The organism is Streptomyces sp. NPDC007905, assembly GCF_042959345.1.
In the GTDB taxonomy this organism is placed as follows: domain Bacteria; phylum Actinomycetota; class Actinomycetes; order Streptomycetales; family Streptomycetaceae; genus Streptomyces.
Genome location: NZ_JBIBKS010000011.1, coordinates 192,521 through 214,263 on the forward strand (window position 1 = coordinate 192,521; position 21,743 = coordinate 214,263).

At 72.2% G+C, this 21,743-nt stretch carries 15 protein-coding genes and 4 pseudogenes; 5 read left to right on the forward strand and 14 right to left on the reverse strand.

Annotation, left to right across the window (positions count from 1 at the left end):
* Positions 1-17: 17 nt before the first annotated feature.
* The 3 genes from ACFZDC_RS21290 to ACFZDC_RS21300 form a co-directional block, all read right to left on the reverse strand.
* Positions 18-1,868 (reverse strand): acetolactate synthase large subunit, encoded by a 1,851-nt coding sequence (locus ACFZDC_RS21290; protein WP_391325948.1) that lies wholly within the window; start codon positions 1,866-1,868, stop codon positions 18-20.
* 243 nt (positions 1,869-2,111) lie between these two features.
* Positions 2,112-5,141, reverse strand: coding sequence for an EAL domain-containing protein (locus ACFZDC_RS21295; protein WP_391325950.1), 3,030 nt, complete (start codon positions 5,139-5,141; stop codon positions 2,112-2,114).
* Between the two features lie 376 nt (positions 5,142-5,517).
* Positions 5,518-6,471 carry an NAD(P)-dependent oxidoreductase gene (locus ACFZDC_RS21300; protein WP_391325952.1) on the reverse strand — a complete coding sequence of 318 codons (954 nt, stop codon included), beginning with the start codon at positions 6,469-6,471 and terminating at the stop codon, positions 5,518-5,520.
* Positions 6,472-6,546: 75 nt separating this feature from the next.
* Here ACFZDC_RS21300 and ACFZDC_RS21305 point away from each other — a divergent pair, with 75 nt between their 5' ends.
* The gene (locus tag ACFZDC_RS21305; RefSeq protein ID WP_391325954.1) at positions 6,547-7,545 is read left to right on the forward strand and encodes an aldo/keto reductase; all 999 of its coding nucleotides are present in this window, start codon (positions 6,547-6,549) and stop codon (positions 7,543-7,545) included.
* Between the two features lie 76 nt (positions 7,546-7,621).
* Entirely contained in the window at positions 7,622-8,791 is a 1,170-nt protein-coding gene (locus ACFZDC_RS21310) for a PQQ-dependent sugar dehydrogenase (protein WP_391325956.1), read from the forward strand.
* Between the two features lie 9 nt (positions 8,792-8,800).
* Here the strand turns inward: ACFZDC_RS21310 and ACFZDC_RS21315 are convergent, their stop codons facing one another.
* The 6 genes and pseudogenes from ACFZDC_RS21315 to ACFZDC_RS21340 all read right to left on the reverse strand — a co-directional run bounded on the left by ACFZDC_RS21315 (position 8,801) and on the right by ACFZDC_RS21340 (position 14,338).
* Complete coding sequence (locus tag ACFZDC_RS21315; RefSeq protein WP_391325957.1) at positions 8,801-8,995, reverse strand: DUF6191 domain-containing protein; 195 nt, start codon at positions 8,993-8,995, stop codon at positions 8,801-8,803.
* Positions 8,996-9,032: 37 nt separating this feature from the next.
* Positions 9,033-12,107, reverse strand: a complete 3,075-nt coding sequence (locus tag ACFZDC_RS21320) for an AAA family ATPase (RefSeq protein ID WP_391325959.1) — start codon at positions 12,105-12,107, stop codon at positions 9,033-9,035.
* Between the two features lie 158 nt (positions 12,108-12,265).
* Positions 12,266-12,457 carry a hypothetical protein gene (locus ACFZDC_RS21325; RefSeq protein ID WP_391325961.1) on the reverse strand — a complete coding sequence of 64 codons (192 nt, stop codon included), beginning with the start codon at positions 12,455-12,457 and terminating at the stop codon, positions 12,266-12,268.
* A 196-nt stretch (positions 12,458-12,653) separates the two neighbouring features.
* Complete coding sequence (locus ACFZDC_RS21330) at positions 12,654-13,214, reverse strand: hypothetical protein (RefSeq protein ID WP_391325963.1); 561 nt, start codon at positions 13,212-13,214, stop codon at positions 12,654-12,656.
* Between the two features lie 64 nt (positions 13,215-13,278).
* A pseudogene (locus ACFZDC_RS21335) lies at positions 13,279-13,828 on the reverse strand (GNAT family N-acetyltransferase); the annotation flags it as partial.
* A gap of 195 nt (positions 13,829-14,023) precedes the next feature.
* Entirely contained in the window at positions 14,024-14,338 is a 315-nt protein-coding gene (locus ACFZDC_RS21340) for a hypothetical protein (RefSeq protein ID WP_391325965.1), read from the reverse strand.
* A 46-nt stretch (positions 14,339-14,384) separates the two neighbouring features.
* On the opposite strand from ACFZDC_RS21340, the pseudogene ACFZDC_RS21345 reads away from it, so the two are divergent.
* A pseudogene (locus ACFZDC_RS21345) lies at positions 14,385-14,583 on the forward strand (SAM-dependent methyltransferase); the annotation flags it as partial.
* A gap of 48 nt (positions 14,584-14,631) precedes the next feature.
* Here the strand turns inward: ACFZDC_RS21345 and gatB are convergent.
* Genes gatB through gatC form a run of 4 tightly spaced genes read right to left on the reverse strand, consistent with a single transcriptional unit; the run spans position 14,632 to position 18,191 of the window.
* A complete protein-coding gene (gene gatB, locus ACFZDC_RS21350; RefSeq protein ID WP_391325967.1) occupies positions 14,632-16,146 on the reverse strand; it encodes an Asp-tRNA(Asn)/Glu-tRNA(Gln) amidotransferase subunit GatB in 1,515 nt (504 codons plus the stop codon).
* A 16-nt stretch (positions 16,147-16,162) separates the two neighbouring features.
* The gene (locus tag ACFZDC_RS21355; protein WP_073889792.1) at positions 16,163-16,402 is read right to left on the reverse strand and encodes a hypothetical protein; all 240 of its coding nucleotides are present in this window, start codon (positions 16,400-16,402) and stop codon (positions 16,163-16,165) included.
* The gene (gatA, locus tag ACFZDC_RS21360) at positions 16,399-17,892 is read right to left on the reverse strand and encodes an Asp-tRNA(Asn)/Glu-tRNA(Gln) amidotransferase subunit GatA (RefSeq protein WP_391325969.1); all 1,494 of its coding nucleotides are present in this window, start codon (positions 17,890-17,892) and stop codon (positions 16,399-16,401) included. Before gatA ends, ACFZDC_RS21355 begins: the two co-directional genes overlap by 4 nt.
* A gap of 2 nt (positions 17,893-17,894) precedes the next feature.
* The gene (gatC, locus tag ACFZDC_RS21365) at positions 17,895-18,191 is read right to left on the reverse strand and encodes an Asp-tRNA(Asn)/Glu-tRNA(Gln) amidotransferase subunit GatC (protein ID WP_042167914.1); all 297 of its coding nucleotides are present in this window, start codon (positions 18,189-18,191) and stop codon (positions 17,895-17,897) included.
* 249 nt (positions 18,192-18,440) lie between these two features.
* Here gatC and ACFZDC_RS21370 point away from each other — a divergent pair.
* Positions 18,441-18,572: pseudogene (locus tag ACFZDC_RS21370) on the forward strand (TetR family transcriptional regulator); the annotation flags it as partial.
* 265 nt (positions 18,573-18,837) lie between these two features.
* Positions 18,838-18,978, forward strand: a pseudogene (locus ACFZDC_RS21375) (hypothetical protein); the annotation flags it as partial.
* A 269-nt stretch (positions 18,979-19,247) separates the two neighbouring features.
* Here the strand turns inward: ACFZDC_RS21375 and ACFZDC_RS21380 are convergent.
* Complete coding sequence (locus ACFZDC_RS21380; protein ID WP_391325972.1) at positions 19,248-21,488, reverse strand: EAL domain-containing protein; 2,241 nt, start codon at positions 21,486-21,488, stop codon at positions 19,248-19,250.
* Between the last annotated feature and the right edge of the window lie 255 nt (positions 21,489-21,743).

A 21,743-nucleotide genomic window follows, 5' to 3' on the forward strand; every position in this document is an offset into this window, starting at 1 on the left:
TCTTTCGTCTCTCTCGCTCAGTCGTCTGCGCTGTCGCCGAAGTCGGGGCGGACGTCCCGTGCGGCCATGATCTCGTCGTTGGAGGTGCCGGCGGCGACCATCGGCCACACCATCGCGTCCTCGTGGACGATGAAGTCGACGACGACCGGGCGGTCGTTGACGGAGTTCGCCTCCTCGATGACCTTGTCGAGGTCCTCGGGGCGCTCGCAGCGGATCGCGTAGCAGCCCATGGCCTCCGACAGCTTCACGAAGTCGGGGACGCGGGTGCCGGCGCTGGGCTGCTTGCCGTCGGCCTCCGGACCGCTGTGCAGCACGGTGTTGGAGTAGCGCTGGTTGTAGAAGAGGGTCTGCCACTGGCGGACCATCCCGAGGGCGCCGTTGTTGATGATGGCGACCTTGATCGGGATGTTGTTCAGGGCGCAGGTGGTCAGTTCCTGATTGGTCATCTGGAAACAGCCGTCGCCGTCGATCGCCCAGACGGTACGGCCCGGCTGCCCGGCCTTGGCGCCCATGGCGGCCGGGACCGCGTAGCCCATCGTTCCGGCGCCGCCGGAGTTCAGCCAGGTGGCGGGCTTCTCGTACTGGATGAAGTGCGCGGACCACATCTGGTGCTGGCCGACGCCCGCCGCGTAGATCGTGCCCTCCGGGGCGAGCTGCCCGATGCGCTCGATGACCTGCTGCGGGGAGAGCGAGCCGTCCTCGGGCTGGTCGTAGCCGAGCGGGTAGGTCTCGCGCCAGCGGTTGAGGTCGCTCCACCAGGCGGTGTAGTCGCCCTTGTGGCCCTCGCTGTGCTCCTTCTGCACGGCCTGGACCAGGTCGGCGATGACCTCGCGCGCGTCACCGACGATCGGCACGTCGGCGGCGCGGTTCTTGCCGATCTCGGCCGGGTCGATGTCGGCGTGGACGATCTTGGCGTACGGGGCGAAGCTGTCCAGCTTGCCGGTGACGCGGTCGTCGAAGCGGGCTCCGAGGGCGACGATCAGGTCGGCCTTCTGCAGCGCGGTGACGGCGGTGACCGCACCGTGCATGCCCGGCATTCCCACGTGCAGCGGGTGGCTGTCGGGGAACGCGCCGAGCGCCATCAGGGTGGTGGTGACGGGTGCTCCGGTGAGTTCGGCGAGGACCTTCAGCTCGGCGGTGGCCTGCGCCTTGAGGACGCCGCCGCCGACGTAGAGGACGGGCCGCTTAGCGGAGGTGATCAGCTTGGCCGCCTCGCGGATCTGCTTGGCGTGCGGCTTGGTCACCGGGCGGTAGCCGGGCAGGTCCATGGTGGGCGGCCAGGAGAAGGTGGTCTTCGCCTGGAGGGCGTCCTTGGCGATGTCGACCAGAACCGGGCCGGGGCGGCCGGTGGAGGCGATGTGGAACGCCTGCGCGATGATCCGCGGGATGTCCTCGGCCTTGGTGACCAGGAAGTTGTGCTTGGTGATCGGCATCGTGATGCCGACGATGTCCGCCTCCTGGAAGGCGTCGGTGCCGATCGCCTTGGACGCGACCTGGCCGGTGATCGCCACGAGCGGCACCGAGTCCATGTGCGCGTCGGCGATGGGCGTGACCAGGTTGGTGGCACCCGGGCCCGAGGTGGCCATGCAGACTCCGACCCTGCCGGTGGCCTGCGCGTAGCCGGTGGCCGCGTGGCCGGCGCCCTGCTCGTGGCGGACCAGCACGTGACGGACCCGGGTGGAGTCCATCAGCGGGTCGTACGCCGGCAGGATCGCGCCGCCGGGAATGCCGAATACCGTGTCAGCGCCGACCTCCTCGAGGGAGCGGATGAGGGACTGCGCACCCGTGACGTGCTCGACGGGGGCGGACTGATGTCCTCCGGATCGGGGCCGCGGCTGCGGATGGGCCCCGGTGGCCTGCTCGGTCATCGGCATTCTCTTCTCGATGCTGAGGGTTTTTGCGAGGTTTGGTCGGAGTTCAAGCGCTGCACGAACGGCACTCGTGCAACAAAAAACCCCTCGTGCCGAAAGGCAAGCGAGGGGAGCGCGCCGGTGAGGTCGCTGGGGTTTCCGGATCGTCCTCCGGTGGGTCCCAGCTCAGCCGACGCGCTGTCCAAGTACGAGAATTCGGGTGCGCATGGAACTGACCCTCTCCCCGGCACGCACCACGTGTCAAGTGGGTGGGACGGGAGTCTCATTATGTGAACGAAGGGCACTGCCACCTCCGATGACGGCGGACACCCCTCCGACCCCTCCGGTGTACACCCCGGCACCCCCGCCCGCGAAGGCCGGCTCGGCCGGTGCGCGCGGCACGGAATAATGGCCGGATCCGAGTGCCCGGCGCAGCCGGCACTCGTCCAGTGGCCCCGCGAACGCCATGCCCTGCCCATGCGTGCAGCCCATCGCGCGCAGCGCGACGATCTGCTCCGGCAGGTCCACGCCCTCCGCCACGGACTGGAGCCCGAGGTCGCCGGCGATGCGCAGCAGTCCACTGGTGATCTTGTGCAGCCGCGCGGACTCCACCACGCCCTCGACCAGGCTGCGGTCGAGCTTGAGGACGTCCACGGGCAGCCTTCGCAGAGCCGTGATCGCCGCGTAGCCGCTGCCGAAGCCGTCGAGCGCGATCCGCACCCCGAGCCGGCTGAGCGCGGTCAGACGCCGCTCCAGCTCGTCCAGCGAGGCCCTGGGGTCGGTGTCGGACAGCTCGATGACCAGCGCGCCGGGCGGCAGCCCGTGCCGGGTCAGCAGCGCCTCCACGGAGCCGACCGGCATCGAGCGGTCCAGCAGCCGCCGGGCGCTCATCCGGACGGTCACCGGCACCACGTTCCCGGTGGTGGCCCGCTCGGCGGCCTGCTCCACGGCCTCCTGCAGGATCCAGCGGTCCAGCTCGGCGGTCTTGTCGCCGTCCTCGGCCACCCGCAGGAACTCGGCCGGGGTGAACAGCACCCCCTGGGAGGAGCGCCAGCGCGCCTGCACCGAGACCGAGGTGATCCGGCCGCTCTCCAGGCAGACCACCGGCTGGTGCAGCAGCGCGAACTCGCCGTCGTGCAGCGCCGCACGCAGCCGGGTGGCCAGCTCCGCCTTGCGTACGACGTCCTGCTGCATCTGCGGCTTGTACAGCTCGACGCGGCCCTTTCCGGCCGATTTCGCGCGGTACATCGCGAGGTCGGCGTTGCGCAGCAACTCGCCCGCGCCGAGGCCCGGTTCCGCGAAGGCGACGCCGATGGAGGCGTTGACCCGGACATCGTTGCCGCCGATGGCGTACGGCTGGGAGAGGGTCACCCTGAGACGGTCGGCGAGCTCCAGGATGTTCCGCTCCCGGGCGGCACGGTCACGGCTGCCGTCCCCGGCGATCAGGGCCGCGAACTCGTCGCCGCCCAGCCGGGACGCGGTGTCCCCGTGCCGGACCGCGTCCTGAAGTCTGCGGGCGGCCTGGACGAGCAGCTCGTCCCCGGCCTGGTGCCCGATCGTGTCGTTGACCGCCTTGAAGCCGTCCAGGTCGATGAAGAGCACGGCCGTGCCGCGCAGGACGGCACCCCGGTCGCTGGCGCGGCGGCCGGACAGGGCCTGCTGGACGCGCTGGGTGAACAGCGCGCGATTGGGCAGGTCGGTGAGCGGGTCGTGCTCGGCGTTGTGCTGCAACTGGGCCTGCAGCCGCACTCTTTCGGTCACGTCCCGGCTGTTGAAGATCAGGCCGCCGTGGTGGCGGTTGACGGTGGACTCGACATTGAGCCAGCCGCCGTCGCCGGACCGGAAGCGGCACTCGATGCGTGTGGTGGGTTCCTCGAGCGGGCTGGTGGCGAGGAAGCGGCGCACCTCGTGCACCACGCAGCCCAGGTCCTCCGGGTGAATGAGAGCGGCCAGCTCGCTGCCCACCAGTTCCTCGGCGGGCCGTCCGTAGACCCCGGCGGCGGCCGGGGAGACGTAGCGCAGGATGCCGTTGGGCGCGGCGATCATGATGACGTCGCTGGAGCCCTGCACCAGGGAGCGGAAGTGGTTCTCCTTCTGCGCCAGTTCCTGGGTGAGGGTGATGTTGTCCAGCAGCATGATGCCCTGGCGCATGACGAGGGCCAGCACGACGGCACCCGCGGTGATCAGCACCACGTGGTCGGGCCTGCGGCCGTTGAGGACGTTGTAGAGGATGCCCAGGGTGCACACCGCGGCGGCGAGGTACGGGGTGAGCGCGGCGAGGGAACCGGTGAGCGGCCGTCCGGCGGGGTACCGGGTGTGGCCACCGCCCGGCGCGGGGGCGGCCGCGTACGGGTGCCCGGTGCCGCGCTGTCCGGGCACGTGCTCGTGGACCACCCGCGTGTGCCCGCCCGATACGTGCCGCTCGCCGTCCCTCGCTCCGGGGCACCGGGGCGCGGCCCAGGGAGCGTAGGCGAGCAGCAGCGAACCGGCGAACCAGCCCGCGTCCAGCAGCTGTCCGGAGTGGTAGCTGCTGTGCAGCAGCGGCGAGGTGAACAGCGCGTCGCACATCACGGTGAGGGCGAGCGCCCCGATCGCCGTGTTGACCGCCGTGCGGTTGCCCGGGGAGCGGCGGAAGTGCAGCGCCAGCACCATGCTGACGAGCGCGATGTCGAGCAGCGGGTACGCCAGGGACAGCGCGGTGTGCGCGACGCTCGGCCCGTCGAACCGCGCCGCCTGGGCGAGCGCGAGGCTCCAGGACAGGGTGAGCAGCGAGCCGCCGATCAGCCAGGCGTCCAGTCCCAGGCAGATCCAGCCCGCCCGCGTCATCGGCCGTTTGGCGAGCACCAGCAGGCCGACGATGGCCGGGGGCGCGAAGCACAGGAAGAACAGGTCGGCGTAGCTCGGGCTGGGTACCTGCTGGTCCAGGACGACCTCGTACCATCCCCAGACCGCGTTGCCCAGGGACGCCATCGCCGAGGAGAGCGCGAACAGCAGCCAGGCCAGGCGGAAGCGGACCCGTGGGCCGCGGGCGTAGAGGAAGCAGGAGACGGCGGCGGTGCCCGCCGCGGCGCTCAGCCCGAAGTCGCCCATGATCAGCGCGATGATCCGCGAGCCCCAGTCGAGAGTGGACCCGATGGCGTAGGCGCCGCAGACCAGGGCGAGGACGAGCTGAGGGACCAACCGCGATCCGTCGCCGACGGCCGGCGGACGGGGCGGCAACGGGGCCCCCGGCGGGTGCGGTGCGCGCAGCACGCCGTCGAGGGCGGTCGTCACGGAGGGCGGCGCGTTCACCGGGGCCTCCCGGACCCTGCCGCCCCCGGGTCCCGTGGGTCCCGGTGCGCCGGGTGCCTCCTGCGGCCGCCCGGCCTGCGGTGGTGGCTGTGATGGCTTGTGTGGTGGCCGCGTTTGCGCGTGGCCGTGCGCCAGGGTCGCCGTCGGCGGCTCCGCCGCGTCGGATCGTTCGTCCATAGGCCGTGCATCGCCCGTCGCCCCCCTCACAAATCTGAAATGTCCATCCCCGGCGCCGAACGGTCAGCGGCGCAGCCCCTGTCGGGACGATACACCAGTATCGTCACTCAGGGACATAGCTTCTCTACGCTCCGTGACGATCAACGCCAGGGCGGACACGGGCCGCGCCCGGAGGATTGCGGAGGGTGCCGGAAGCGGATTACGTCCCTGTTGTAAGGATCACGTTGCGCAGGGGCTCGCGGTTCACGAAGCGGTTCAACTGGTCCACGAGCAGCCGCTTCGCGCGGGGCAGGAAGGCCGAACTGGGGCCGCCCACATGCGGGCTGATGAGCACCCCGGGCGCCTGCCACAAGGGGTGTTCGGCGGGCAGCGGCTCGGGATCCGTCACGTCCAGGGCCGCGGTGATGCGCCCGGTCTCCAGCTCCGCGAGCAGCGCCTTGGTGTCGACGACGGGCCCGCGGGCGACGTTCACGAGCAGCGCTCCGTCCTTCATCCGGCCGAGGAATTCGGCGTCGACCAGACCCAGCGTCTGCTCCGTCAAGGGCGTGGAGAGGATCACGACATCGGCTTCCGGAAGCAGTGAGAGCAAATCGGTGAGCGGATGCACGGGACCGCGCGCCGTGGTGCGCCGGGAGCGCGCAATGCGCGCCACCCGCGCCACTTCAAAGGGCACGAGCCGGTCTTCGATGGCGGCGCCGATGGAGCCGTAGCCGACGATGAGGACGGTCTTGTCGGCCAGGGAGGGATGGAACCCGCTCTGCCAGCGTCCCTGCTGCTGCGCCCGGACGAACCCGGGGATGCCGCGCAGGGAGGCCAGGGTCAGGGTCAGGGCGAGTTCGGCCGTGCTCGCCTCGTGCACACCGCGTGCGTTGCACAGCTGGACGCCCGGCACGATGGACGACAACCGGGCGGTGATGTCGTCGACGCCGGCCGTGAGCGTCTGGATGACCTGAACGCGGGTCAGATGCTCCAGCGGGCGGACCTTGACCGGCCACCGCTTCATGTACGGCACCACGTACACGACGCAGTCCGCCGGGTCGCCGGGAAACTCCTGCTCGCCGTCCTCGCCCCCGTCCCAGAACAGGTACCGGGGCCCTTCGGGAAGCCCCTCGATCTCCGCCGGCGCGATGGGAAGCCATACGTCTTCACTCATGGGCAGGAGGCTATGTCAGGCGTGCAGGTGTGCAGAGGTTAGGTTGGGTGCCATACGAGGGAGGTTCACGAGCAGGTGGAGCGCAGGACGATCGGCGCGGGGGCGCTCGCGGTGGGGGCCGTCGGACTCGGGTGCATGCCAATGAGCTGGGCGTACAGCGGCTCGCGGCAGCGGGGCGGGACATCGCTCAGAACCGTGCACCGGGCGCTGGACCTGGGCTCGACCCTCCTGGACACGGCGGACATGTACGGCCCCTTCACCAACGAGCTGCTGTTGGGGCGGGTGCTGAAGGAGCGGCGCGCGGATGCCTTCGTGTCCACCAAGGTGGGGCTGCTCGTGGGCGAGCAGCACATCGTGGCCAACGGCCGCCCCGGGTATGTGAAACGGGCCTGTGACGCCTCGCTCCGGCGCCTGCAGACGGACGTGATCGACCTCTACCAGCTGCACCGCGCGGACCCCGAGGTCCCGGTCGAGGAGACCTGGGGTGCGATGGCCGAGCTGGTACGGGCCGGAAAAGTGCGGGCGCTGGGCCTGTGCGCGGTGGGCGCGCGCGGCGGCCGCCGTTCCGGATCCCGCCTGCACGACACCACGCTCCGCCAGTTGCGGCGGGTGCAGCAGGTCTTCCCGGTGAGCGCGGTGCAGGCGGAACTGTCGGTGTGGTCGCCGGAGGCGCTGGACGCGCTGTTGCCGTGGTGCGAGGCCAGGGGCGTGGGATTCCTGGCGGCGATGCCCCTGGGCAACGGGTTCCTGACCGGCACGCTCACCCCGGGCGAGGGCTTCGAGCCGGACGACGTCCGGGCCCGCCACCCCCGCTTCACGGCCGAGATGATGGCGGCCAACCAGCCGATCGTCGCGGGTCTGCGCCGCATCGCCCGCCGGCACGGCGAGGACGTCACCGCTGCCCAGGTGGCGCTTGCGTGGGTGCTCGCCCAGGGCCGTCAGGTGATCGCACTGCCCGGCACCAAACAGGAGCGCTGGGCCGAGGAGAACGCGGCGGCGAACGCGCTGCGGCTGACCGCCGAGGACCTGGCGGAGGTCTCCCGGCTGCCGGCGGCACGCGGGTCCTGGGACTGAGCGACTTCCCGCGGTTCGGGAACCCGGGCGGGGTCGTCGGTGTATGAGAGGGAGTAGCTGCCGTCTCGAAGGGACCATGATCGTGCCACGTCGAGTTGTGACGGCCGTACTGGCCGCGACCGCGCTCCTGCTGACGGCGGGCTGCTCCGCCGGCGGCGGAGGGAGCCCGGACGGCGGCGGAGGTACGACGTCGAGGGGCACGGCGCCGGGCACCGCTCCGTCCGCCCGTGCCGACGAGTCGGCGCCGCCGGCCAAGGGTTCGGTGAAGGTGCTGCGCACGGTGGCCGAGGGCCTGAAGACACCGTGGGGCCTGGCTCCGCTCCCCGACGGCGGTCTGCTGGTCTCCTCCCGTGACGAGGGCACGATCACCCGGATCGACGAGAAGACGGGCCGCAAGACCGAGCTCGGCAAGGTTTCCGGGGTCTCCCCGGCAGGCGAGGGCGGCCTGCTGGGCATCGCCCTCTCCCCCGACTACGCCTCGGACCACATGATCTACGCCTACTTCACCTCGGCCTCGGACAACCGCATCGTCCGCATGCTGTACGACGAGCGGAAGCCGGCCGGGGAGCAACTGGGCGCTCCCGACACGGTCTTCAAGGGCATCCCCAAGGGGTACATCCACAACGGCGGCCGGATCGCCTTCGGCCCCGACAGGATGCTCTACGCGGGCACCGGCGAGAGCGGCGACCGTGGCCTGGCCCAGGACCGGAAGTCCCTGGGCGGCAAGATCCTCCGCCTGACCCCGGAGGGCGAGCCGGCCCCGGGCAACCCGTTCCCGGACTCCCCGGTGTACTCGTACGGCCACCGGAACGTGCAGGGCCTGGCCTGGGACCCCGAACAACGCCTGTTCGCCTCGGAGTTCGGCCAGGACACCTGGGACGAGCTGAACGCGATCAAGCCGGGCGGCAACTACGGCTGGCCGGACGCCGAGGGCTCGTCCTCCGACACCCGCTTCCACAACCCGACAGCCCAGTGGCACACCGACGACGCCTCCCCCAGCGGCATCGCCTACGCCGACGGCGTGATCTGGATGGCGGGCCTGAAGGGCAAGCGCCTGTGGCGCATCCCGCTGCGGGGCACCAAGGCCTCCGCGGCCCCGCAGGCTTTCCTCACCGGCGAGTACGGCCGCCTGCGCACGGTGGTTTCGGCGGGCGGCGACAAGGTGTGGCTGGTGACGAGCAACACGGACGGCCGGGGCACGCCGAAGAAGGGGGACGACCGGGTGCTGGAGGTGGAGGTGAAGTAGCCCGGCGGCTCACTCCTCGCCCGGATCCGCTTCGGCGGACGGCTGCTCGGGCCGGCGCACGACGACCTTCCCCGAGGCCAGGTCTATCGGCCCGCGGGCGGGATCGCTGTCTCCGACGTCCTCCCGGGTCAGTTCCAGACGGTTCTGTTCGTCATGGGTGTGCTTGCGGCTGGGCGCGAACAGTTCCTCGAAGGCGTTGAACACGGCTGCTCCCCCCTGCCGGTTTCCTCCAGCGTACGGGTCAGCCCGCCGTAGGGGCGGCGAGCGTGTCCGCCGGGAACAACCCCAGCCGATGCGCCACCGCCGCCGCCTCGCCCCGGCCCGAGACGCCGAGCTTGGACAGGATGTTCGAGACGTGGACGCTTGCCGTCTTCGGTGAGATGAAGAGTTCCTCGGCTATCTGACGGTTGGTGCGGCCGGCCGACACCAGGCGCAGGACGTCCCGCTCCCGGCTGGTGAGGCCGAGGGCCTGCGCCGGGTCGGCCGGGGTGAGCGCCGGCCGCGGGGAGCCGGCGAGGGCGAGGCGGGCGCGCTGGGCGAGCCGGGCGACCGCGCCGGCGAGCGGGCGGGCGCCGAGATGCTCGGCGACCGCTCCGGCCAGCCTCAGCAGTTCCAGGGCACGGTCGCGCTCGTGTTCGCCGCCCTGGGTGAGCAGGGCCTGGGCGAGGCGGTACCGGACGCGTGCGAGGTCGTAGGGGCGGTCCAGGCACTCGAAGGCGGCGACCACCGGGGACCAGACCTCGGCGGTGTCCCGGCCTTCGGCACGGAACAGTTCGGCGTGGATCCACCGGTCGTGGGCCTGCCACAGGGGCGCGCCGGTGGTGAGCTTTCCGCTGGTCTCGCGCAGGCGGTCGAGGACTTCGGCGCGGCCCGCCGCGGCAGCGGGCCGGGTCCGGGCGTCGGCCTCGGCGGTGGCGGCGGCCAGCAGCAGGGGCCAGGCGTAGCGGTGGGTGCCGGGCGGGAAACCGGCCTCCAGGGCGGTGAGCAGTTCGGCACGGGCGTCGAGGATGCGGCCCTCTTCGGCGGCGACCCCGATGGTGACGCGGGCCATGCGCAGGGACTGCTGGGGCATGGGGTCGTGGGATCCGTAGCGGGCGCCGGCGGTGGCCAGGTGACGGCTCGCTTCGGCGAGGTCGCCCCGGGCGAGTGCGAGATGGGCGAGGCGCAGGGCGCCCGAGCCCTGGGGCTTGGCGTTGTTTCCCGTGCGAAGCGCGTTCACGGCGGCGTCGGCGGCCTCGGTCCACTGGCCGAGCGAGTACAGCGAGTCGGAGAGGTTGCCCCACACCCAGGCCTCGGCGTCCCGCAGCCCGAACCGTCGGGTGAAGGCCGTTCCCTCGCGCAGCAGGGGCACGGCCTCCCGGGAGCGGCCGACCGCCTGCAGTGCGGACGGCAGGTTCACGAAGGCCCGGCCGGCCACGCCCCGCATGCCTTCCCGGAGCGCGTCCTCCTTGACGAGGGACATCTCCGCGAGCCCGGCCTCGATGTCGCCTGCGTCGACCATGAGGCCGCCGAGGGTGAGGCGGGCGTGGAGCTCGATCTCGCGGGCCCCCACCATGCGCGCGTACTCCACGGCCCGCTCGGCGGCCGCGAAGGCCTCGGGTCCGGGCCGGTGCAGCATGGACCAGCCGGCGGCTTCCGCCAGCACCTCGGCATGCACCTCCGACGGCGGCAGGCCGCGCACCAGATCCTGCGCGGTGGCCAGTTCCTGCCATCCGTCGCCGCGGGCCAGGGCCTGCACGAGGCGGGAGCGCTGCACCCAGAACCAGGCCGCGCGCAGGGGGTCCGGCTCGTCCTCCAGCAGCTGCAGGGCCCGCTTGATGATCTTCAGGGCGCGTTCGCGTTCCCCGCCGAAGCGGCCCGCGACCGCCGCCTCCGCCATCAGGTCGAGGTAGCGCAGCGGGGTGGCCGCCGGGTCGTGGCCGCTGGGGGTCCCCGCACGCCCGTCGGGCGGTGAGGGAGGGTAGACGTCGGTGTAGTCGACCGGGCGCAGGGCGGCGCGGATCTCCTCGGGAACGGTGTCCCACAGCTCCATCGCCCGTTCCAGGAGCCGTAGTTGCTCGGTGCGGGCGTGTCTGCGGCGGGCCACCACGGAGGCGTCCAGGACTGCGGGCAGGGCCCGGGCTGGGTCATGCGCGTGGTACCAGTAGCTGGCCAGGCGCATCACGCGTTCGTCGGCGGGGACGAGCGTGGGGTCGGCCTCGAGGGCCTCGGCGTAGCGGCGGTTGAGGCGGGAGCGTTCGCCGGGCAGCAGGTCGTCGGCGACGGCCTCGCGGACCAGGGCGTGCCGGAAGCGGTAGCCGTCGCCGTCCGGGGCCGCGGTGAGGATGTTGGCGCCCACGGCGGCCCGCAGTGCCTCGATGAGATCGTCCTCGGCGAGCCGGGCGACGGCGGCGATCAGCCGGTGCTCCACGGTGCAACCGCCCTCGGCGACGATCCGGGCGACCCGCTGGGCGCTCTCGGGCAGCGCCTCGACCCGGACCAGGAGCAGGTCGCGCAGGGAGTCGGTGAGGCCGGTGCGGCAGCCCTCGCAGGCGGCGACGGCGAGTTCCTCGACGAAGAAGGCGTTGCCGTCGGAGCGTTCGAAGATCTCGTCGACCTGGGCGGGGTCGGGTTCGGTGGCGAGGATGCCGGCGATCTGGCGGGCGACCTCCTCGCGGGTGAAGCGGGCGAGTTCGAGGCGGCGGACGGTGCGCAGCCGGTCGAGTTCGGCGAGCAGGGGGCGCAGCGGGTGGCGGCGGTGGATGTCGTCGGCGCGGTAGGTGGCCAGGACGAGGAGGCGGCCGGTGCGCAGGGTGCGGAAGAGGTAGGCGAGGAGGTGCCGGGTGGAGGCGTCGGCCCAGTGCAGGTCCTCCAGGACGAGCACGACCGTGTGCTCGACGGCCACCCGCTCCAGCAGCCGGGCGGTGAGTTCGAACAGGCGGGCGGTGCCCTGCTCGTCGTGGCGGCTGGAGGTGGCTTCCCCGAGTTCGGGCAGCAGCCGGCCGAGTTCCTCCTCCTGTCCGGCGACGGCGGCGGCGAACTCCTCGGGCAGGGCGTCGCGCAGGGCGCGCAGCGCGGTGGAGAAGGGCGCGAAGGGCAGCCCGTCGGCACCGATCTCCACACAGCCGCCCACGGCGACGACGGAGGCCCGGCGGCAGGCCGCCGTGGCGAACTCCTCGACGAGGCGGGTCTTGCCGACCCCCGCCTCTCCGCCGAGCAGCAGCGCCTGCGGCTCTCCCGCGGCGGCACGGGCGAGCGCGTCGTTCAAGGTGTCCAACTCGCCGGTGCGGCCGACGAACACGGGACTGACTGACCTGGTCTCCACGGTCCCGAGCATCGCACGAGGCCCGGACCGCGGGGCACCTGTTTTCCACAGGGCCGGTGCGATGGTCGTACCAACAGGCGACAGGGTCGTACGCCCCTCGGAGAGAGTCGTACGACCCCGGGCCGGAGGGCGGCCGACCCCCGTGCGGCCGCCCTCCACGGGCCCGGCGCTCACGCGGTGCGCGGGAGCCGGTACCGGCGGGGGCGGTCGGTATGGGGCTCGGCACCCGAGGTGCTGTGCAGGGCGGCCTCCTCGCGGCGGGCGGCGCGGCGGGAGCGGGCGACCTCGCGGGCCAGGCGTTTCCGTGCGGCATCGCGGCGCAGTTCGGCGGAACGCATCCGGTGGAGTTCAAGCTCGTACATGACGTGTCCTTCGGAGAGGTGGTTTCGTGCTTCGCTTCCTGCGATGCCTCCACCTTCGTCTCCCAGGGGGGTGCGCCACATCGGGAGAGTTCCGCATCTTCGGACGGCCGGCGGCCCCCGGACACGCGTAAGGGGCCTCAGGGGCTCCGTAAGGTACTCACGGAATCCCTAAGGCCCCCGGGGGACCTGCGGTTTCTCAGCCGGTGGAGGGCAGGGCGAGCAGCGCGTCCGAGTACGTCAGGACGGCCAGGAGCAGGCCGATGGCGCCGAGCGCGACACCCGCCCAGGCGACCGACTTGATCCAGACGGCCTGCGGGCGGCCAGGGGCGCCGAACGCGGGCCGGGCGAGCACGGCCACGCCGGTGATCAGCGCGGTCAGCGCGAACAGGCCGGCCCACAGGGCGGTGGCGTGCCAGGCATCGCCGTAGACCTCCTTGATCTGTTTGGCGACGCTCGCGCCGGAGGAGGTCCGGAGCTGCCCGACGAGGGTCTCGCGGGCGGCGGCGACCGTGCCGATCCAGCCGCCGCTGAGCGAGACCACGCCCAGTGCCGCGGAGACGACGGCGGCCGCCCCCTGACCGACCCCGGACGGCGCCTTCGCCACGGGTGCCCCGGACCCCTCGCGCTCCTCGGCCGGTTCCGCGCCCTCGGCCTCGGTCCCGGTCTCGGTCTCCGCTTCGGCGGCCGCGGCCGCCACCTCCTCCTCCGGTGCCTGCTCGTCGTCGGTCTTCGTCACGTCCACTGTCTTCGTTGCCATGCCCGGCACCGTACGGACGCTGTCTGAGAGGTCTCTTAATGATCGTTGTGAGCGCTGCGTGCGCGCGTGCCGTGCGCCACTCCGCGGCCGGCACCGACCAGATCTCGGTGTCCGTGCGCACGCCCCGGTGCGGGTAGTTCTCCCGGAGCACGGCCCTCGCGGGTCATGCAAAGGCGCCGCGCCACGTTGAGGCTGCCCTCGTTCGCGCAGGAGGCGTGCCACTCCACCCGGTGCATCCCGCGCTCCTCGAACGCCCAGTCCAGCAGCACCCGCATGCCGCGCGTGACGAGCCCGCGCCCGGCCGCTGCGGGCTCCAGCCATCAGCCGGCCTCGCAGACCCCGCTCGCGGTGTCCCAGACCCGGAACAGCAGACCGCCGGCCGGCTTCCCGTCGGGCCGGATTCCGTGCACACCGCCCGCGTCGGCGGCGCGCTTGTCCGCGTACGACCGTATCCAGGCGCGGGCGCCGTCCAGGTCGGTCACCACGTCCGGCAGACCGATGTGCCGGCCGATGAACTCCCGTCCCCGGTCGATGTCGGCGAGCAGTTCCTCCGCGTGCCAGACCTCCAGGGGCCGCAGTTCGGCGCCGCCGTCACCCAGGGATACCGCGTGCATCGCGCTGCCGCTCCTCTCGCAGTTCCTCCACCGGGACCCCGCCGAGCCTCTCATGGGCGGCCCGGCACTCGGGCGGCCAGGTACTCGGGCGGCTCGACGCCGATGCGCGGGCAGCCGGCGCTCCAGCCGGCCGGGCAGCCGCCCAGGGACGTCACAGGACGGTCCGGTGAACTCTGCCGTCCCGGCAAGGCTCCTTCAGTCGAACTGGTCTCCGATGGCCATGACCATCGTGCCGACGACCAGCAGCCACAGAGCCCTGCGGGTACGGCCGCGGTACCCGAGGACCGCGGCGAGGGCGCACACGGCGGCGCCGAGGGCGTAGGCGGCGGGCACGAGGGCGGGGGCGGAGCCGGTGAGGCGCAGCAGCGAAGCGGCCAGGCCGGCCAGACACAGCAACACCCCGGTGCCGGTGGCGGTCCAGCGGGCCCGGCGGGCGTCCGAGACGTGATCCGCCGGGTCCTCCGTCTCGGCTATGGCGGGTTCGGTGTCGGAGTCGGTGCGTCCACTCATGGCGGGCGAGCGTAGCGCCTCCGGCCGGGAAACCTGGTGCGGGGCGACGCGCACGGGGGCTGGGACCGTCGAGACGGCCGACTGGCTGGAGGACGGCCGGCGCGACTGGCTGCTGTGGAGCGAGGTGTGCGTCGAGGAGAGCCCGAGCGAGTTCATGACCGGGATGGCGCGACTCGGTGGAGCTGCTGCGGGCCGGCGAGGGCCGCGTCCTGGGGTTCGCCCGGGTCGTGGGGCGCCGCGGGTAGGGGTACGGCCCCGAAGGACGTGCCTGCGGGGCCGTACCGGAGCGGAGCTCAGCCCTCGCTCACACCCAGCTTCTCCAGGATCAGCTCCTTGACGCGGGCCGCGTCGGCCTGACCCCGGGTCGCCTTCATGACGGCGCCGACCAGAGCGCCGGCCGCGGCCACCTTGCCACCACGGATCTTGTCCGCGATGCCCGGGTTGCCGGCGATGGCCTCGTCGACGGCCGTGCCGAGCGCCGAGTCGTCGGAGACGACCTTCAGACCGCGCTTGTCGACGACCTCGTCCGGGGTGCCCTCGCCCGCGAGGACGCCCTCGATGACCTGGCGGGCCAGCTTGTCGTTCAGATCACCCTTCGCGACCAGCTCGGTGACCCGGGCGACCTGCTCCGGCGTGATCGCCAGCTCGTCCAGCGTCTTGCCCGACTCGTTGGCGCTGCGCGCCAGTTCGCCCATCCACCACTTGCGGGCGGAGGCCGGGTCGGCACCGGCGTCGATCGTGGCGACGATCGGGTCCAGCGCACCGGCGTTGAGGATCGCCTGCATGTCGGTGGCCGAGATGCCCCACTCGGCGAGAAGGCGGGTACGGCGGGCCAGCGGCATCTCGGGCAGGGCGGCGCGGATCTCCTCGACCCACTCGCGCGAGGGGGCGACCGGCACGAGGTCGGGCTCCGGGAAGTACCGGTAGTCCTCGGCCTCCTCCTTCACGCGGCCCGAGGTCGTGGACCCGGTGTCCTCGTGGAAGTGGCGGGTCTCCTGGATGATCGTGCCGCCGCCGGAGAGCACGGCCGCGTGCCGCTGGATCTCGAAGCGGGCCGCCCGCTCCACGGAACGCAGCGAGTTGACGTTCTTCGTCTCGCTGCGCGTGCCGAACTTCTCGCTGCCCTTGGGCATGAGCGACAGGTTCACGTCGCAGCGCATCTGGCCCATCTCCATGCGGGCCTCGGACACGCCGAGGGCACGGATCAGTTCCCGCAGCTCACGGACGTACGCCTTCGCCACCTCGGGGGCGCGCTCGCCGGCGCCGACGATGGGCTTGGTGACGATCTCGATGAGCGGGATGCCCGCGCGGTTGTAGTCCAGCAGGGAGTGGGACGCGCCGTGGATACGGCCGGTGGCGCCGCCGACGTGCGTCGACTTGCCGGTGTCCTCCTCCATGTGGGCGCGCTCGATCTCCACGCGGAAGGTCTCGCCGTCCTCCAGCTGCACGTCGAGGTAGCCGTTGAAGGCGATCGGCTCGTCGTACTGGGAGGTCTGGAAGTTCTTCGGCATGTCCGGATAGAAGTAGTTCTTCCGGGCGAAGCGGCACCACTCGGCGATCTCGCAGTTCAGCGCGAGACCGATCTTGATCGCGGACTCGACGCCGGTCGCGTTCACGACCGGGAGCGCGCCGGGCAGGCCGAGGCAGACGGGGCAGGTCTGGCTGTTCGGATCGGCGCCGAGCGCCGTCGAACAGCCGCAGAACATCTTGGTCCTGGTGCCGAGTTCGACATGGACCTCGAGGCCCATGACGGGGTCGTACGACGCCAGCGCGTCCTCGTACGACACCAGGTCGGTCGTGGTGGTCACGGTGAAAACTTCCCTCTCAGCCCAGCAGGACGTCGTCGTCGCCCAGCCGCTTCAGCTCGCGGTAGAGGATGGCGAGGCCGGTGACGATGGCGACGGCGGACACGGTGGCGTCGATCAGCCGCAGTGTGTCGTGCTCGGCGCGCGCCTTCTTGATCTGCTTGGCCACACCGAGCGCGCCGAACGCGGTCCCGGCCATCGACAGGTACGTGCCGGACTTCGACTTCTTGAAGCCCTTGGCCTTGTTCAGTGCACTCACAGCGACGGAGCCTCCTCGAGCAGCGGGTGCCCCCACCTTTCCACGAAGGCGGCCTCGACGGCGGCACCCACCCGGTAAAGGCGGTCGTCCTTCAGCGCCGGGGCGATGATCTGCAGGCCCACCGGGAGGTTGTCCTCAGGGGCGAGACCGCAGGGCAGGGACATGGCCGCGTTGCCCGCCAGGTTGGTGGGGATGGTGCACAGGTCGGCCAGGTACATCGCCATCGGGTCGTCGGCGCGCTCGCCGATCGCGAAGGCGGTGGTCGGGGTCGTCGGGGAGACGATCACGTCGACCTGCTCGAAGGCCTTCTCGAACTCGCGCGTGATGAGCGTGCGGACCTTCTGCGCGGAGCCGTAGTAGGCGTCGTAGTAGCCGCTCGACAGGGCGTACGTGCCGAGCATGATGCGGCGCTTGACCTCGGGGCCGAAGCCCGCCTCCCGGGTGAGGGAGGTGACCTCCTCGGCGGAGTGCGTGCCGTCGTCGCCGACCCGCAGGCCGTAGCGCAGGCCGTCGAAGCGGGCGAGGTTGGAGGAGCACTCGGAGGGGGCGATCAGGTAGTACGCCGACAGCGCGAGGTCGAAGGACGGGCAGTCCAGCTCGACGATCTCGGCGCCCAACTCCTTGAGCAGGGCGACCGACTCGTCGAAGCGCTGCAGCACACCGGCCTGGTAGCCCTCGCCGCGGAACTGCTTGACCACGCCGACCCGCATGCCCTCGACGCTGCCGTTGCGCGCGGCCTCGACCACCGGCGGGACGGGAGCGTCGATGGAGGTGGAGTCGAGCGGGTCGTGCCCGGCGATGACCTCGTGCAGGAGGGCCGCGTCCAGGACCGTACGGGCGCAGGGGCCGCCCTGGTCGAGGGAGGACGAGAACGCCACCATGCCGAAGCGGGAGACCGCGCCGTAGGTCGGCTTCACGCCGACCGTGCCGGTGACGGCGGCCGGCTGGCGGATGGAGCCGCCCGTGTCGGTGCCGATGGCGAGGGGTGCCTGGAAGGAGGCGAGCGCGGCGGAGGAACCGCCACCCGATCCACCGGGGATCTTGGTGAGGTCCCAGGGGTTGCCCGTCGGGCCGTAGGCGCTGTTCTCGGTGGAGGACCCCATGGCGAACTCGTCCATGTTGGTCTTGCCGAGGATGACCACGTCGGCGGCCTTCAGCCGCTTGGTGAGCGTCGCGTCGTACGGCGGGATCCAGCCCTCGAGGATCTTCGAGCCGACGGTCGTGGGTACGCCCTCGGTGGTGAAGATGTCCTTGAGCGCGAGCGGGACGCCGGCCAGCGGGCCGAGCTTCTCGCCGCGGGCCCGCTTCTCGTCCACGGCACGCGCCTGGGCGAGCGCGCCCTCGCGGTCGACGTGCAGGAAGGCGTGGACCTTCTCGTCCACGGCCTCGATGCGGGCGAGGTGGGCCTCGGTCACCTCGACGGCCGTCAGCTCGCCTGAGGCGATCTTCTCGGCGGTCTCGGCTGCCGTGAGCTTGATGATGTCCGTCATGGTCAGTCCTCCCCCAGGATCTGCGGCACCTTGAAACGCTGCTGCTCCTGGGCCGGGGCGCCGGAGAGCGCCTGCGCGGGGGTGAGCGAGGGACGGACCTCGTCCGGCCGCATGACGTTCGTCAGCGGCAGCGGATGCGAGGTCGGCGGTACGTCTTGGTCGGCGACCTCACTGACGCGGGCGACCGCGCCGATGATGTCGTCCAGCTGGCCTGCGAAGTGGTCGAGTTCTTCGGGCTTCAGCTCCAGACGCGCCAGCCGGGCGAGGTGGGCGACCTCCTCGCGCGTGATGCCAGGCATGCAGCGATCCTCTGGGGTGAGTGTGTGTTCGGGCTGGGGCTAATCGTCCCAATCCTATGGGGCCGGGTCGGGTGCCCGTGAAACGGTTTCCCCGGTCACCGGCGAGGTCGTCACCGGCGAGCGTCCCAGGCGGGGCTGCGCAGGAAGTGGTTGTCGTACAGGTCCTGCACCTCCAGAAGGCTTTCCGGGGACAAGAGCGAAGCAAGCAGAGCGTCGGCAGAAATTCTAGCGACGCTAGAATCATGGCTCATGCCGGTCCAGGCACGCCGGGAGCGCGAACGAGCGGAACGCGAGCGGCTGATCGTTACGGCCGCACGGGAACTGACCGAGGCGGAGGGCTGGGCCGCGGTCACCACGCGCCGGCCGGCCGCCGGGATCGCGTACAGCCGGCCGGTCCTCCACAGCCACTTCAAGGGCAAAAACGCGATCATGGCCGCGGTCGCGGTGCAGGGCTTCGCGGACCTGGCCGCGGAGCTGCGGGCGGCACGCTCGGCGGCGCGGGGCGCGCGGGAGTCACTGGCGGCGGTGGCGGAGAGGTACACGTCCTTCGCGCGGCGCAGGGCCGCCCTGTACGACGCGATGTTCACCCGCCTGGCGGACCTGCCGTTCGCGACGGCACAGGCACCGGCGCCGCTGTGGGAGGCGCATCATCGACCTGCGCCCGCTGACCAGGGCGACCGGCGTGAGCGTGGACGACGTGGCCAAGCGTCTGATCGACTACGGCTTCCCCGCGCCGACCATGTCCTTCCCGGTGGCCGGCACGCTGATGATCGGGCCGACCGAGTCCGAGCGCTTCTCGCCAGCGTCGCCAGGCCGTGCAACCCGGCCCAGAACGTCTCCGTCAGCAGGCCCGGACCGTCGCTCTCGGCCGCGATCGGCTCCGACCACCAGCGGCAGCTCGCCGAACAGCGGACGGCTGCCGGTAGAGGGGCAAGAGAGGCGCTTGGCGCTGCTGATCGGGCACTTCGCGGGGAGTCGACGGCCGGCGGCCGCCGACGGCGAGCGCCCTTTCGGAAACCTCCCGGAACACGGCACCGGGTGGGCGGACGGGACGGGTCACTCGGCGGCCGGCAGCGCGGCGCGCGGTCGCTGCCAGCCGCGGGAGCCGCGCGCCCGCAGCCACGCCGTCGTCTCCTCGGGCGGCATCGCCGCGGCGACCAGCCACCCCTGCACCGCGTCACAGCCCAGGTCCCGCAGCCGTTCCCAGGTCTCGTCGTCCTCCACGCCCTCGGCGACGACCAGCAGTCCCAGCGAGTGCGCCAGGTCGACCGTGCACCGCACGATCTCCGCGTCCTCGTTGTCCACCGCCAGCCGGGCCACGAAGGACCGGTCGATCTTCAGCTCGCTCACCGGCAGCCGGCGCAGATGCACCAGCGAGGAGTATCCGGTCCCGAAGTCGTCCAGGGACATCTTCACGCCGTGCCCGGTGAGCCCGGCGAGGGTGTCGGCGGCCCGCTGCGGGTCCTCGAGGAGCACGTGCTCGGTTATCTCCAGCTGGAGCGCACCCGCGGGTACTCCGTGCCGGGCCAGGCGCGCGGCGACGGAGCCCGCGAAGCCGGGTGTGTGGACGTCGCGCGGGGAGACGTTCACGGCCACCGGGACCCGCAGCCCCTGCGCCCGCCACCGCGCGACCTGCGCGAGCGCGGTCTCCAGCACGTACTCCGTCAGATGGGGCATCAGACCCGAGGACTCGGCGATCGCTATGAACTCGTCCGGCGGCACCTTCCCGCGCTCCGGATGCACCCACCGCACCAGCGCCTCGAGTCCGGCGACCTGTCCGTCGAAGCGGACCTTCGGCTGGTAGTGCAGCTGCACCTCGTGCGCGTCCAGCGCCCGGCGCAGATCGCCCAGCAGGCCCAGCCGGTCCGGGGTGTTGGAGTCCCGCTTGGACTCGTAGACCTCGACGCCCGTACGGTCCCGCTTCGCCTGGTACATCGCCACATCGGCCCGCCGCAGCAGCCCCTCGGCGTCCATCGCGTGATCCGGGAAGACCGCGACGCCCGCGCTGGCCTCCAGGACCAGGGTGAGCCCGTCGAGGTCGAGCGGGGAGCTGAGGGCGGCGACGAGGCCGCGGGCGACCCGCGTGGCCGACGTGGTGGAGTCGGCGACGGGCAGTAAGACGGCGAACTCGTCGCCGCCGAGCCGGGCGGCCTCCGCGCCGCGCGGCAGGGCGACCCGCAGCCGGTCGGCTATCTGCAGCAGCAGCCGGTCACCGGCGAGATGACCGAGGGTGTCGTTCACCGACCGAAAACGGTCGAGGTCGATCAGCATGAGGGCGGCGCGTGCGCCGATCCGCTCGGCGTCGTCGAGGGCGGTCCATGTCCGGTCCAGCAGCCACTGCCGGTTGGGCAGTCCGGTCAGCGGGTCGCGCAGCTGCTCCTCGGCGCGGGCGCGGGCCATCCACAGCGTGGAGTCGAGGGCGACCAGCGGGATGGCGAACAGCGGGAGCAGGATCGGCTGGGCGTCGGCGACCACGCACACCAGCGGCGCTATGCCGAGCAGCGCGACGGCGACCAGGCCCTGCCGGACCAGGGCGGTGCGGGCGACGGTGGGCAGTCCGCCACCGCGCGGGGCGTGCAGGTACCACAGCAGGCCGCGGCTGACGGCGAGGTAGGCCGCCGCGACGAGCACCACCTCGGGCACGGTGGTGACGCCCCAGCTGTCGGGCCGCCAGGGCGCCTCGACGGTCGGGACGCGTCCGAAGGCGCCGAGCACCAGGGCGCCGGCGCTGATCCCGAGGATGTCCACGGCACCGCGCAGCACACCCTGCCGCCAGCGGTGCCGCCTGGCTATGCCGACCAGGACGACGACGGTGAGGCTGACCATCCCGGCGGGCACCCAGCCGTACAGCAGCAGGACGGCGAGGGTCAGGGCCGCGCCGGACCCCGTGCCGCCCCACCAGCGGGCCCGGCCGAGCATCACGAGGTGGCCGACGATGACGCCGGTGAGCACGGCCAGCGACCAGCCGAGCGTGCCGCACGGGAAGAGTGCGTGGTTGCCGGTGAAGGCGCGGTAGAAGCCCGCGCCCAGGGCGAACCCGGCGGCGGCCACCACGGCCGCGGGCAGCGCGGGCCAGGACAGGCGCCGTTCGGGGTCGGCGCCGGGCAGCGCGGGCACGGGCTCGATGGTCAGGGGGACCGGCGAGTGGGCCTCGGGGGTGGCGCCCGGTCCGGCCGGGCGCGCCCGGCTTCCCGTGCGCTCGGCGCCCCGCCCGGTCCACCGGCTCCCCCGCCACGCGACCGCACGGCGGCGCAGGCGCAGCCATGAGTCAGGGGCGGCGCTCTCGGTCGGTTCCATTCCCGTCCCTCTCACAGCCGGCGGTGCCCACGCCACGCGGTCCGATGCCCGACAACCATCAGCGGCTCCGCGTTGAAGAAACCTTCCCCGTGCCCTCCGCGGACAGGGGGATGCCCCAACCGCAGCTGGGCACGGCAGGCGCACACCTCAACAGTAGGACGCGGAAGGCTCCCTCGGGCAGCGGTCGTCGACGGTCGCCCGAATGCGCCCGGGCCACCCGTATGCAACTGATATGCGCCGAACGGGTGGCCTTCA